Annotated in this window: 14 protein-coding genes; 11 read left to right on the plus strand and 3 right to left on the minus strand. The window is 74.6% G+C overall.

Features of this window, described 5'->3' with window-relative positions; all coding sequences use genetic code 11:
* Positions 1-47: 47 nt before the first annotated feature.
* A complete protein-coding gene (locus tag LN037_RS18740) occupies positions 48-638 on the plus strand; it encodes a cysteine dioxygenase (RefSeq protein ID WP_230755391.1) in 591 nt (196 codons plus the stop codon).
* Positions 635-1045 (plus strand): rhodanese-like domain-containing protein, encoded by a 411-nt coding sequence (locus tag LN037_RS18745; RefSeq protein ID WP_230755393.1) that lies wholly within the window; start codon positions 635-637, stop codon positions 1043-1045. Before LN037_RS18740 ends, LN037_RS18745 begins: the two co-directional genes overlap by 4 nt.
* Before the next feature lie 295 nt (positions 1046-1340).
* Here LN037_RS18745 and LN037_RS18750 read toward each other — a convergent pair whose 3' ends face one another.
* Positions 1341-1895: a VC0807 family protein gene (locus tag LN037_RS18750; RefSeq protein WP_230755395.1), complete on the minus strand. Its 555-nt coding sequence runs from the start codon at positions 1893-1895 to the stop codon at positions 1341-1343.
* A gap of 53 nt (positions 1896-1948) precedes the next feature.
* Between LN037_RS18750 and LN037_RS18755 the strand changes: the two genes are divergently transcribed.
* Positions 1949-2545 carry a TetR/AcrR family transcriptional regulator gene (locus LN037_RS18755; protein WP_230755396.1) on the plus strand — a complete coding sequence of 199 codons (597 nt, stop codon included), beginning with the start codon at positions 1949-1951 and terminating at the stop codon, positions 2543-2545.
* Between the two features lie 22 nt (positions 2546-2567).
* Here the strand turns inward: LN037_RS18755 and LN037_RS18760 are convergent, their stop codons facing one another.
* Positions 2568-4913 (minus strand): thiamine pyrophosphate-binding protein, encoded by a 2346-nt coding sequence (locus tag LN037_RS18760; RefSeq protein ID WP_230755398.1) that lies wholly within the window; start codon positions 4911-4913, stop codon positions 2568-2570.
* Positions 4914-5116: 203 nt separating this feature from the next.
* Here LN037_RS18760 and LN037_RS18765 point away from each other — a divergent pair, with 203 nt between their 5' ends.
* The 8 genes from LN037_RS18765 (at position 5117) to LN037_RS18800 (ending at position 11791) form a co-directional block, all read left to right on the plus strand.
* Positions 5117-5578: an Lrp/AsnC family transcriptional regulator gene (locus LN037_RS18765; protein ID WP_230755400.1), complete on the plus strand. Its 462-nt coding sequence runs from the start codon at positions 5117-5119 to the stop codon at positions 5576-5578.
* Positions 5578-7218, plus strand: a complete 1641-nt coding sequence (locus tag LN037_RS18770) for an acyl--CoA ligase family protein (RefSeq protein ID WP_230755658.1) — start codon at positions 5578-5580, stop codon at positions 7216-7218. The genes LN037_RS18765 and LN037_RS18770 overlap by 1 nt, the downstream gene beginning before the upstream one ends.
* A 102-nt stretch (positions 7219-7320) precedes the next feature.
* Entirely contained in the window at positions 7321-7797 is a 477-nt protein-coding gene (locus tag LN037_RS18775; RefSeq protein ID WP_230755402.1) for a hypothetical protein, read from the plus strand.
* Positions 7798-7878: 81 nt separating this feature from the next.
* The gene (locus tag LN037_RS18780) at positions 7879-8430 is read left to right on the plus strand and encodes a hypothetical protein (RefSeq protein WP_230755404.1); all 552 of its coding nucleotides are present in this window, start codon (positions 7879-7881) and stop codon (positions 8428-8430) included.
* A 74-nt stretch (positions 8431-8504) separates the two neighbouring features.
* Positions 8505-8999, plus strand: coding sequence for a hypothetical protein (locus LN037_RS18785; protein ID WP_230755406.1), 495 nt, complete (start codon positions 8505-8507; stop codon positions 8997-8999).
* Between the two features lie 61 nt (positions 9000-9060).
* A complete protein-coding gene (locus LN037_RS18790; RefSeq protein WP_230755408.1) occupies positions 9061-10413 on the plus strand; it encodes an MFS transporter in 1353 nt (450 codons plus the stop codon).
* 85 nt (positions 10414-10498) lie between these two features.
* On the plus strand, positions 10499-11179 hold the full coding sequence (locus LN037_RS18795; RefSeq protein ID WP_230755410.1) for a nucleoside/nucleotide kinase family protein: 681 nt from the start codon (positions 10499-10501) through the stop codon (positions 11177-11179).
* A 27-nt stretch (positions 11180-11206) separates the two neighbouring features.
* A complete protein-coding gene (locus LN037_RS18800) occupies positions 11207-11791 on the plus strand; it encodes a hypothetical protein (protein ID WP_230755412.1) in 585 nt (194 codons plus the stop codon).
* A gap of 78 nt (positions 11792-11869) precedes the next feature.
* Here the strand turns inward: LN037_RS18800 and LN037_RS18805 are convergent, their stop codons facing one another.
* A complete protein-coding gene (locus LN037_RS18805) occupies positions 11870-13240 on the minus strand; it encodes an FAD-binding oxidoreductase (protein WP_230755414.1) in 1371 nt (456 codons plus the stop codon).
* Between the last annotated feature and the right edge of the window lie 19 nt (positions 13241-13259).

Consider the following 13259-nt stretch of genomic DNA (forward strand, 5'->3'; position numbering starts at 1 on the left):
GCTCCCCGCGGTCGAGCCCCGGCCGCGCACCCCCGCGAGGCGTCGTCATGACCGCAGTCCTGCCTGCCCCCTCCTTCCTGCCCCGCACGCTGCACGGCGACCGTCGCCGCTGGCACGACGGGCCCACCCCGGTGAGCCTCGGTGACCTCACCGCGCTGACCCGACAGGTCGCCGCCGAGGTCGTCGCCGGGCACCACGCCGTCGAGATCGACACGACCCACCGCTGGTCGCGCCGCCTGCACGCCGACCCGCACCTCGACGTCTGGCTGATCAGCTGGGCCACCGAGCAGGCCGCCGAGCTGCACGACCACGGCGGGTCGATCGGCGCCCTCACCGTCGTCAGCGGCGAGCTGACCGAGTGGCGCTGGAGCGCCGGGCAGGCCGACGACCACCTGGCCACCCCCGAGGAGATCGCGTCCCGCGGGCCCGGCCTGCGACGCCGGGTCCTGACGGCGGGTGCGGGCGCCGCCTTCCCGCTCGGGCACGTCCACGACGTCTCGAACCGCCGCACCGAGGCCGCCGTCAGCGTCCACGCCTACTCACCGCCGCTCTCGGCGATGTCGTACTACGCGGTCGAGCGCGGGACCCTGACCCGGACGCGCTCGGAGCTCGTGGAACCGGGAGCATCGCCGGAGTGACCACGATCGCCGACCTCCTCGCCGCCGCCCGCGCCCGCCTGACGCGGCTCGAGCCGACCGACGCGGCCCGCGTGCTCGAGCGGGGCGGCCGGCTCGTCGACATCCGGCCCGGCTGGCAGCGGGTCGCCGAGGGCGAGGTGCCCGGCGCCGTCGTCATCGAGCGCAACCACCTGGAGTGGCGCCTCGACCCCACGTCGGACGCCCGCATCCCGGAGGCGACCGACCACGACGTGCCGTGGGTGGTGCTGTGCTCCGAGGGCTACACGTCCTCGCTGGCCGCCGCGGCCCTCCAGGACCTCGGCATCCATCGGGCCACCGACGTCGTCGGCGGGTTCCGTGCCTGGCAGGACGCCGGCCTCCCCACCGAGCCCGGCACGGGGGAGCCGCCGGAGTACGCCCGTTCCTGACGGCGGGTCGGGTCGGGTCGGGGGTCAGCGGTGGCACACGGCTGACACCTGACGTCAGGGCGGCGCCACGCTCGGCGCCGACGGCGCCTGGTCCGCCGGCCGACGATGGCGGTCTGCTCCCACTGGACGCGAGCAACGCGCCATCGTGGATCCGGGTGCGGCGAGCCGCCCGGCGAAGCGCGACGAGGACCTCGTGGTGGCGCTCATGTCCGGACCTCCTGCTCGACGAGGGCGGTCAGGCCCTCCACGCACACAGCGCCGCTGACGACGGCGGCGACGACGATCGCGGCGACCGTCACCACGCCGCCGAACCACGGCAGCCACGACTCCGGACGGCGTAGGCGCCGCCGGCCCGGCCCCCGCAGTCGAGGCCGAGCACCGCGCCCCAGACCGCCGTGTAGCGACGCTCGAGGCGGCGGAAGGGGGCGGAGCCGGCGGAGAGCCGGTGCCACGCGGCGACCTTCGCGGCGTCGCCGCGCGTGACGAACGGGATCAGGCCGGCCGACATGATCGGCGTCCCGCCGCGGCAGGAGAGCAGCATCGCGACCGCGATCGTGGCGCTGACCAGCGCGTCCTTCGCGACGACGAGGCGCGGATCGCCGACGACGAGACCGGCGAGGATGCCGACGACCGACGTGGCGAGCATCAGGGCGGCGAGCCGGTCGAGGTGGTGGCCGCCGAGCACCGACCCGACGGTGCGCACGACCGGGATCACCGCACCGGCGGTCAGCGCGGCGACGGTGCTGCCGCCGAGGTGGGCGACGACGACCGCCGCGGCGAGAGGCAGGGCGACGTCGACGACCAGGGGCGCGAGGGAGGAGCCGGAGCGCCTCGGCGCTGTGGTTGGCACGAGCCTGAACTTAGGCTGGACCTAACAATGGGTCAAGCGGATAGGCTGCGGCCGTGGTCCAGGGGCTGCGGGAACGCAAGAAGCAGGCGACGCGCGCGCACATCTCGGCGGTCGCCACGCGGCTGTTCGTCGAGCAGGGGTTCGAGGCGACGACGATCGCGCAGATCGCGGAGCAGGCCGAGGTCGCGAAGATGACGGTGACGAACTACTTCCCGCTGAAGGAGGACCTGTTCTTCGACCGGGCGCCGGAGATCGTCGCCCTGCTGGCGGACGTGGTCACCGGGCGGCCGGCGGGCACGACGCCGGCCGCCGCGGTGTGCGCGGCCTATCTCGAGGGGCTCGACGCGCGCTGGCCGCCGCTCGGGTTCGGCAGCGCGGACTTCACCGCCGCGATCGCGGCGAGCCCCGCCCTGCAGGCCCGCGGCCGGTCGATGCTGGCCGAGCAGGAGGAGGCCCTCGCTGCGGTGCTCGTGGCCGAGGCGCGGGCCGCCGATCCCGACGACGACGGGCTCGACGCCCGCCTCGAGGCGGCCCGGCTCGCCGGGATCGTGCGGGTGCTGGTCGCGGACCTGGTCGGGCGCGTCCAGGCCGGCGAGCCGGAGGACGCGGTCCTGGAGCGGGTGCGGCGAGCCGCCCGTGAGTACTTCTGACGGTCATACCCGTCACGACTACTCACAGGCGCGCAGCGCACCGCACGATCGCGTCCGCATCGATGTCGTGCAGCGCGTGCGCGGACGCCAGGTCGGAGGACTGCCCGAAGCCGCTGACGCCGAGGTGCTCCGCCCGCACGCCGTGCACGCCCGCGAGGAACGCCAGCGTGTGCGGGTGCCCGTCGAGCACCGTGACCAGCGGCGCCGCACGGTCGACCGGGAAGCAGGCGTCGAGGATCCACGTCGGGTCGCCGGTGTCGGCGCGGCGGGCCCGCACGGCGCGGAACAGCCGGTCGGCACTGGTCACGACGACGACGTCCGCCGGGACCCCGAGAGCCCCCAGCCGGTCCGCCGCGGCCAGCGCGTTCGGCACGGTCGCGCCCATCGCCGCGATCGTCACCCGCGGCGCCCCGGGGGCGCGCCGCAGGACGTACCCGCCCGCCACGACCTGCCGCCGCCGCTCCTCGCGGGCGGCGGGGTCCTCGGGGACGGCCGCGAGCGACTGGTCCACCGGTGCCGTCGAGAGCCGCAGGTACGACGACGACCCGTCGGGCCGGCCGAGGCGACCGAGCCCGTCGAGCAGGCACCACGTCACCTCGATCGCGAACGCCGGCTCGAACGCCACGCAGCCCGGCTGCTCCAGGCCGATCGACGGCGTGGTGATCGACTGGTGCGCGCCGCCCTCGGGTGCCAGCGACACCCCGGACGGCGTCCCGACCAGGATCGACTGCCCGCCCGCGTACATCCCGAACGACCACGGCTCCAGCGCGCGCGAGACGAAGGGGTCGTAGAGCACCCCGATCGGCAGCAGCGGCTCGCCCCAGCGCGACCAGGTCGCCCCGAGCTCCCCGAGCAGTCCGACCAGGTTCGTCTCGGCGATGCCCAGCTCGATGTGCTGCCCGGTCGGCCGTTCGCGCCAGTGCAGGATCGTCTCGGCGTCGTCGTCGAACCAGTCCCGGCGCTCCGAGGCCGCCCACGAGCCGACCTTGTTCAGCCAGCCGCCGAGGTTGGTCGAGCTCGCCACGTCCGGCGAGCAGGTCACGACCCGGCGCGCCGCCTCCGGCGCGGACCGGGTCAGGTCGAGCAGGGCCCGGCCCAGGGCCTGCTGGGTGTTGCCCGTCCCCGACGGCGGGCGGCCCAGGTCGGTCGGGACGCTCACCGCGGGGGCCGTCCCGACGGCGGGTCGGTCGAGTCGGGTGGCGACGGTCGCGCACAGGTCGGCGGCGGCACCGCCGCGCGGCAGCGGCGCCCACGGCTCGTCGAGGTCGGCCCCGACACGTGCGGCGAGCTCGCGCATCTGCGGCTCGGAGAGCAGCGAGCTGTGGTTCTGCGGGTGGCCCTGCGTCGCGAGCCCGTAGCCCTTGACGGTGTACGCGAAGATCACCGTGGGGCGGGTGTCGTCGATGCGGGCGTAGGCGTCGAGCAGGGCGCCGAGGTCGTGGCCGCCGAGGTTGCGGATGGCGGCGTGGACCCCGTCGTCGTCGATCGTCTCCAGCAGCGCCGCGAGCCGCGGCCCGTCGTCGGGAAGGCCCTGGGGGAGCCGTTCCCGCAGCTGGGTGGGGGTGCAGCGCAGGAGGCGCTGGTACTCCGGGTTGGTCATCGTGTCGATGCGCCGGCGCAGCGCGTCGCCGCCCTCGCGGGCGAACAGCTCGGTCAGGATCCGCCCGTACTTGACGGTGACGACCTGCCAGCCGGCCGCCTCGAACAGGCCCTGCAGGCGGGTGGCGGAGATGTCGGGGACGACGCGGTCGAGCGACTGGCGGTTGAAGTCGACGATCCAGGTGATCTCGCCGAGCTCGCGGACCATGGGGTCGAGCACGGCCTCCCAGACCGCGCCCTCGTCGAGTTCCGCGTCGCCGACCAGCGAGAACTGGCGTCCGGTGCCGGCGCGGCCGCTGACCCCGTCGGCGTACCGGCGGGCGATCGCACCCCAGATCGGGGCGGTCGCGCCGATCCCGACCGAGCCCGTGGAGTAGTCGACGGGGTCGGGGTCCTTCGAGCGCGACGGGTAGGACTGCAGCCCGCCCTGCTCGCGCAGCGTCGTCAGGAACCGGGGGTCCAACCGCCCCAGCAGGTGGTTGATCGCGTGCAGCACCGGCGAGGCGTGCGGCTTGACCGAGACCCGGTCCTCGGCGCGCAGCGCCCCGAACCAGAGCGCGGTCATGATCGAGACGATGGACGCCGACGAGGCCTGGTGTCCGCCCACCTTGAGCCCGCCCGGGTTGGGCCGCACGCGGTTGGCGTGGTCGACGATCGCCGTCGCGAGCCAGAGCACGCGGCGTTCCACGTCGGCGAGGGCGTCCAGGGTGGGCGTGCTGGTCGTCGTCGTGGTGGTCGTCGTGGTCGGCTCGGTGACGCGGGCGGTCATCGCGGGGCTCCGGAGGGCGTGGGAGGTCGGGGTCGGCGGGGCCGGCGGGGGGTGACCCGCCGGCGACCGCACGCGGACGGCCGGCTCCGGTGGGACGGCACGTCGAACCGTCATCGAACCCACCACGCGCACCAGGAACAAGTCGGACGCCGTTGCGGCGCAAAGCTCGACGCGGATCGGGGCGTTCGACGAGGATTAGTTGCGTGGAGCACCCCCGCAGCCCCGGCGCCGCCGACGTCGACGAGACCGACCACCGCCTGCTCGCCCTGCTGCGCGAGGACGGGCGGCGGACCTTCTCCGACATGGCCCCGCGCCTCGGGCTGTCGGTGGCCGCGGTGAAGCGGCGCGTCGACCGGCTCCGGGAGATCGGGGTGATCACCGGATTCACGGTGCAGGTCGACGCCGCCCGCCTCGGGTGGGGCGTGGAGGCCTTCACCGAGGTCCGCTACGCGGGCAGCACGCCGGTGGACGACATCGTGTCCACGGCGTCGACGGTGCCGGAGGTCCAGGCGGTGTACACGATCGCCGGGGACCCGGACGCGCTCGTCCAGGTCCGGGCACGGGACCTCGCCGACCTGCAGCGCGTGATCGACCGGCTCCGCCGCGCGGGGACGATCACCGGGACGAAGACGTTGATGGTGCTGGGGCGCTGGACGCGGGCATGATGCCGGGCGTGACGAGCCAGACGTGGATCACCGAGCTCACGCCCCTGTCGTTCCTGCGCCGCTCGGCGGCCGTCTTCCCCGAGAAGACGGCGATCGTGCACGGGGCGTCGCGCTGGACCTACGCCGAGTTCGGCCGGGACGCGCAGCGGCTGGCGCGCGGTCTGCGGGCGTCGGGCGTGCAGCCGGGCGACCGGGTCGCGTGCCTGCTGCCGAACGTCCCGGCGATGCTGCACGCGCACTTCGGGGTGCCGCTGGCGGGCGCGGTGCTGGTCGCGGTGAACACGCGCCTGTCGGCCGAGGAGGTCCGCTACATCCTCGACCACTCCGGCGCGACCGTGCTGATCGTCGACTCGGAGCTGCTGGCCGCGGTCGACCCGATCCGCGAGTCGCTGGAGACGGTCCGCGAGATCGTCGTGCACGTCGACCCGGAGGGGCCGGGGAGCGGGTCCGACGGCTACGCCGACCTGCTGGCCCGCGGCGACGAGGGCGACGACCTCTCGTGGGACGTCGCCGACGAGCGCTCCACGATCACGATCAACTACACGTCCGGGACCACCGGCCGCCCCAAGGGCGTCCAGTACCACCACCGCGGGGCGTACCTGAACTCGTTCGGCGAGATCGTGCACAGCTACCACGACCCGGCCAGCGTCTACCTGTGGACGCTGCCGATGTTCCACTGCAACGGCTGGTGCACCCCGTGGGCGATCACCGCGATCGGCGGCACCCACGTCTGCCTGCGCGAGGTCCGCGGCGACACGATCTGGCGGCTGATCGGCGAGCACCGCGTGACCCACCTCAACGGCGCCCCGACCGTCGTCACGACGATCATGAACGCGGCCGAGGCGCGCGAGCTCGACTACCAGCTGGTCGTCACGACCGCGGGGGCGCCGCCGAGCCCGACGACGATCCTCGAGATGGAGCGCCTCGGGTTCCGGGTGGTGCACGTCTACGGGCTCACCGAGGTCTACGGGCCCTACACGGTCTGCCAGTGGCAGGACGACTGGGCCGCGCTGGAGGCCACCGAGCGGGCGCGGCTGCAGGCCCGCCAGGGCGTCGCGATGGTGCAGGCCGACCCGGTGCGGGTGGTCGGGACGCTCGACGAGGACGTGACCGACTGGGCCTCGGTGGAGCTCGTCGACGTGCCCGCGGACGGCACGACGATGGGCGAGATCGTCATGCGCGGCAACAACGTCATGAGCGGCTACTACCGCGACGACGAGGCGACCGCGAAGGCGTTCGCCGGCGGCTGGTACCACTCCGGCGACCTCGGCGTGATGCACCCCGACGGCTACGTCGAGCTCCGCGACCGCGCCAAGGACGTGATCATCTCCGGCGGCGAGAACATCTCCACCGTCGAGGTCGAGCAGGCGGTGCTCTCCCACCCCGCCGTGCTCGAGGCCGCCGTCGTCGGGGTCCCCGACGAGCGCTGGGGCGAGCGCCCCAAGGCGTTCGTCACGCTGCGGCAGGGACAGTCGGTCGAGCCCGACGACGTCGTCGAGCACGTCAAGACCCAGATCGCCCGGTACAAGGCACCGCGCGAGGTCGAGGTCGTCGACGAGCTGCCCAAGACCTCCACCGGCAAGATCCAGAAGTTCGAGCTGCGGGCCAAGGAGTGGGGCGGGCAGGAGCGGAAGATCTAGGTGCTCCGCAGCCGGGCACCGAGGGTGGCGAGTTCTCCCGCTCGCGGGGCGCCACATCACGGGGAGGTAACGGCGGGCGGTGTTAGGCCGATAGGCCCAACGATGAGCCTTCCGACCGATCCGTTCGCCGCACCCTCGACCGCCCCGCAGGCGGTCGTCCTGCGCCGGGCCGCGGCCGAGCCCGACGCGCGCCGGACCCGGCCGGCACTGATCGCGGGCGGCGCGGTGGGCCTGTTCGCGGTCGGTGCGACCGTCACGGGGGTCGTCCTGACGACGGCTGGCCCGCCCGCCGCGCCGGCCGCCCTCGCCCCGTCCGCGGGTGCCGCCGCCACGCTCGTCCCGCCACTCGTCGGGGCCCCGATCGTGCCCACCGAGGTCGCGCCGCCCGTCGTCACCACCCGCGAGCGACCGGCGGCGCGGACCACCCGCACCACGCCCGAGCGGCGCCCGCGCACGGTGTCGCCGCAGGTGAGGGACGCGCGCGAGATCGTCGCGGTGGTCCGCGAGCGGATCGCGCAGGCCCGGGAGGAGGCCCGCGAGCGGGCGCGGTCGCACCGCCACGGGCCGCATCACCGCTGACGCCAGGCATGGCCCGCCCCGGTGCGGGGAACGCAGCCCCGACCGTGCACCATGCACACGACGAGATCGGGAGCGAGCACCGTGAGCGAGCAGTACGAGGCCGTCGTCGACAACGACACGAGCCCCCTCGACGACGAGCCGTCGGTCGTGCTCGACGAGGACCGCATCGGCACCGACCCGCTCGAGGACGGCATGGACACCGCGGAGGACTACAGCCGCGACGTCAAGCTGGGCGGGGACGACAACGACCCCGACCGCGACTCCATCGCCTACCGCCTCCCGCAGGAGGAGCCCGACGTCACCGAGGGGCTGGAGGAGCCTCCGGGCCGTCCGATCGCCGCGACCCCCGCGATGGACCTCGACGAGTCCGTCGACGACCCGCAGAACGCCGTCGACGGCGTGGGCGACGTCGGCACCAGCAGCGCCCCGGTGGCCGACCCGCTCGACCCCGACGGCGCCGTGGAGGCGCAGCTCGAGGGCGAGGTCCAGGTCGGGCTGTCGTCCGCGGACGATGCGGCCGAGCAGACCGGCCTGCCGGCCGACGACCGCGTCGGCGAGGCGTCCGCGGTGGAGAACGAGTGGCCGACCGAGGGCGCCGAGCAGCAGGCGCTGCACGTGGACCAGGAGAGCTGAGCGCCCTGGAACTCCCCGCCGCCCTCCGCGACCGCCGCCTCCGCACGGGGGCGGCGGCGGTCGTGCTGGTGCTCGTGGTCTTCGCTGCGGGCGCGCTGGTGGGCGGTTGGCGGCCGTTCTCCTCGCAGCCCGAGGTCTACACGTTCGGACCGGGCGGCGACCTGGCCGCGTTCACGCTCTTCGACGGGCAGTGCGCCAACGGCCGGCTGGCCACCGGCGCCGGCTACACCGACTCCTCCAACGCCCCGTGCGGGGACGCGCACGACGTGGAGGTCGTCGGCAGCGCCACGCCGCTGAACTCCAGCCGCGAGGTGAGCTACCCGGGGGCCGCGGCGTTCGCGGAGTACGGGCGCGCGTTCTGCGCGATGGTCGTGGCGTCGGGACAGGTGGCGCCGTCCTCGGGTGGCGTGGACAAGTCGGCGCTGCGGGTGGCCGCGGTGGTCCCGGCGCAGGCGGTGTTCGACGCGCCGAACGGTCCGGCGGCGGGCTCGTCCGGCGGCCGTCTGGTCTCGTGCGTCGTCAGCCGTGCGGACGGCGAGAAGCTGACGGACCGCTTCTCCGTGATCTGAGCCTTCCGCCGTGTGAAGTTCCCGTTGCCTCACGTGGGTGTGACGCGCACCATGCTTCGCCATGGCCGATGCAGCAGCCGCCCAGCTGAACGATCCCGTCGCCCGACGGCGCATCAAACGCCGCGCCGTCGTCGCCAGCACCGTCGGCACCACGATCGAGTGGTACGACTTCTTCCTCTACAACACCGCCGCCGCGCTCGTGTTCGGCCCGTTGTTCTTCAACAACTCCGAGTCCGGCGGCGTGCTGCTCGCGTTCTCGACGCAGTTCGTCGGCTTCGCCGCCCGTCCCCTCGGCGCGGCGATCTTCGGCCACTACGGCGACCGAATCGGCCGGAAGTACTCGCTCGTCGCCACTCTGCTGATCATGGGCGGCGCGACCGTGCTCATCGGTCTGCTGCCCACCTACGACACGATCGGCGTCTGGGCCCCGGTCCTGTTGACGATCCTGCGCGTGCTGCAGGGCATCGGCGTCGGCGGCGAGTGGGGCGGCTCGGTGCTGATGGCGATGGAGTGGGGCCACCGTCGCCAGCGCGGACTGATGGCGGCCTGGCCGCAGGCGGGCGTCCCGATCGGGCTCGCCGTCGGGACCTTCGTCGTCTGGGCCTTCGCCGGCCCGGGCTTCCTCGACGGCGGGTGGCGCTGGCCGTTCATCGCCTCGGTCGTGCTCATCGCGATCGGCCTGGTCGTGCGCCTGACGGTGCTGGAGTCACCCGCGTTCGCCGCGGTCCGCTCGAGCGGCACGGTCGCGAAGCTGCCGCTGGTCGACACGTTCAAGCACCAGTGGCGCGACGTGCTGAAGGCGCTGTTCGTGCGCACCGCCGAGCAGGCGCCGTTCTACCTCTTCACCTCGTTCGTGCTGGTCTACGGCACGCAGCAGTTGGAGCTGGCGCGTGCCGACCTGCTGCTCTACCTCATCGTCGCCGCACTCATCGGCATCGTGAGCGTGCCGTTCTTCGGGTGGCTCTCCGACGTGCTCGGACGCCGCCTGGTCTACGGCGCGGGCGTGGTGCTGACCGGGCTGTACGCGTTCCCGTACTTCTGGCTGCTCGACACGCGGGTCGGCGGGCTGGTGATCCTCGGGATGATCCTGGGCCTGGTCTTCCACGACATGATGTACGGCCCGCAGGCGGCGCTGATCTCCGAGTCGTTCGGCACCGGGATCCGCTACACCGGCGCCGGGCTGGGCTACCAGCTGGCGTCGATCACCGCGGGCGGCCCGGCCCCGCTGATCGCGACCGCCGTGCTCGCCTCCACGGGCGGCACGTTCTGGATCTCGATCTACATCATCGGGTGCGCCGTGGTGTCGCTGATCGCGCTCGCGACGATGCACCCGAGGCCGCCGGACGAGTACGACGAGCACTCCGAGGACGGGTCCGCCGTGCCGGTGGTCGAGGGGGAGCGGGCGCAGGCCTGAGGGGCGCGTCCAGGTCAGCCGTGGCCCACCGCTGACACCGGGCGTCAGCAGGTCGCCACGCTCGCCGCCGGGCATCCTGGACGCGATGTCGATCGCACCCCTCACCCCGGACGCCCTGCTCGACCGGCTCACCGAGGCCGTGCACGCGCTGCCCCTTCCCGGTCACGACGAGCACGCCGACCGGGGCTCGGGCGACGGAGCGCAGCGGAGCCCGACCCCGGGAGCCGTGCGGGTCCTGCTGGACGGTGCGGCGGCGGCGCGGCCGGACCGGTGGGCCGACGGGCTCGTCGACCGGCTGCAACGGCTGTCGCGGCCGGTCCTGCGGGTGTCGGCGTGGGACTTCCTGCGCCCGGCGTCGGTGCGGCTGGAGCGGGGCCGCACCGACCCGGACGCCTTCTACGACGACTGGCTCGACGCGGGGGCCCTCGTGCGCGAGGTGCTGGCGCCGGCCGCCGTCGGGAAGCCGGTCCTGCCGCGGCTGTGGGACGTCGCGACCGACCGCGCCGTGCGCGCCGAGCGGGTGCCGCTCGGGCCGGGCGGCGTCGTGCTCGTCGACGGGCCCCTGCTGCTCGGCCGCGGCCTGCCGGCGGAGCTCGAGGTGCACGTGGCGATGTCCGCGGCGGCGCTCGCGCGGCGCACGCCCGACGACGAGGCCTGGACGCTGCCCGCGTACGACCGCTACGACGAGGAGGTGGCGCCGCAGGACCTGGTGCCGTTCGTCGTGCTCGCCGACCACCCGGACCGGCCCGCCCTCAAGACCCCCTGACGCCCGCCCGAGCCCCGAGGAGCCGCCGTGCAGATCGTCTACAGCTTCACCCGCCTCGCCGTCGTCGTCCGGCGGTGGTTCGAGATCGGGCCGGACGCGACGATGGAGCACGGCACCCGGGTGGAGCTGCGGCTGCTGGAGCCGCAGGAGCACCGGGGGACCGAGTCGGCGGCGCAGCGGCTGGTCGTCGACGACGCGGTGTGGCGGGCGGACCTGTTCGACCGGCTCGACCGCCCGGCGGGCTCCTTCTCGGCGGCGCACCACCACCCGACGTTCGACGGCGTCGAGCCCTCGGACCGGGTGTGGTCCGACGCGCTGACCGCCGACCCGTGGGGCTGGCTCGCCGAGCAGCTCGCGGACGTCGAGCGACTGCTGCGGGACGGGGGCGTCGATCCCGCCCTCGCCGCGGACGACGCCGACGACCTCCGCGAACAGGTGCCGCACATCGTCGCCGCCGCGCGCCGGTTCGGCCCCGAGGACCCGCTCACGCGGGACGGGGACTTCCGGCTGACCCGCGACGCCGCCGAGCGCGTCCGGCGGATGCTCGACCTGATCGAGGAGCCCTCGCCGGACGTCCGGGAGCACCTGCGTCCGTGGCTCGAGCAGCGCTGAGCCCGCCCTCAGCCCCCGTGGCAGCGAAGCGTCGTTGCTGTCAGCCGGTGGCAGCAACGACGCTTCGCTGCCCCGTCGTCAGGGGGTGACCCCGCACCCCGGGTTGAGCAGCCCGTCCGGGTCGAGCGCAGCACGGACGCGGGCCATCACGGCGAGTGCCCCCGGGTCGCCGAGCTCCGCGAGCGCCGCGGCCTTGGCCCGCCCGACGCCGTGCTCGCCGGAGACCGCCCCGCCCAGCGCGACGCCCGCGGCGAGGATCTCGTGCAGCGTCCTCTCCAGGGCGTCGGGGTCGGGCTGGAACACCGCGAAGTGCACGTTCCCGTCGCCCGCGTGCCCGCAGCCGAGCACCCGCGACCCGTGCGCCGCGCCGATCTCGCGGGAGCGCCCGATGAACTCCGCCATCGCCGAGCGCGGCACCACGACGTCGACGATCTCGTCCGCGCCGCGCGCCTTGATCGTCCAGAACGTCTGCTCCCGGGCCTCCACGAGCCGGCGGGCCGAGCCCTCGGGCAGGGCGTAGACGTCGGGCGCGCCCAGGGCGGTGAGCAGCTCGCCGAGCTCCGCGAGGTCCTCGTCGACCCGGTCCTCGCGACGCCCGACCAGCTCGACGACGAGGTAGGCGTCGGCTCCCGCGCGGACGTCGTCGGGGACGCCGAGCGAGAGGTCGGCGGCCGCGCAGATCGCGTCCATCGTCGGGTCGTCGAGGTACTCGCACAGTGCCGGCGCGAGGCCGGAGCCGACGACGCGGGCCACCGCGGCAGTCGTCGTCGGGAGGTCGGGGAACGGCGCGAGCACGGTGCGGCGCACGGGCAGGTGCGGCTGGAGCCGGACCGTGACCTCCGTGACCAGCGCCAACGTGCCCTCGGAGCCGGTCAGCAGCTGCACGACGTCGTAGCCCGACGACACCTTCGCCAGCCGCCCACCGGCCCGCACCACGGTGCCGTCGGCGAGCACGGCCTCGAGCCCGACGACGTGCGCGCGCGTCACCCCGTACCGCACGGCGTGCATGCCGCCGGCGTTCGTCGCGACCGTCCCTCCCAGCGACGCGCTCTGCTCGCCGGGCCGGACGGGGTAGGTCAGGCCGTGCTCGCGCGCCGCCGCGTCGAGCTGCGCCAGGGTGACGCCGGGCCCGACGACCGCCACGTGGTCGACGTCGTCGATCGTCACGTCGGTGAGCCGGTCGAGGCAGACCACCACGGCACCGTCCGGCGCGTTCGCGCCGCCCGAGAGCCCGGTCCCCGCTCCGCGCGCCACGATCGGCGTCCCGCTCGCCCGGCACGCGTGCACGATCCCGACGACGTCGGCCGTGTCCCCGGGCCGCACCACGAGCGCCGGCGTCCCGTGCGGCACCGCGAGCGCCTCGTCGTGGGCGTCGTCGGGAGCATCGGCCCCGGCACGGACGTGTGCGGCGCCGACGACCTCGACCAGCCGGTGCTCCAGGTCACCCATGCCCTGCATCCTGATGCAC

It is taken from the genome of Actinomycetospora soli (assembly GCF_021026295.1).
Taxonomy (GTDB): Bacteria; Actinomycetota; Actinomycetes; order Mycobacteriales; family Pseudonocardiaceae; genus Actinomycetospora; species Actinomycetospora soli.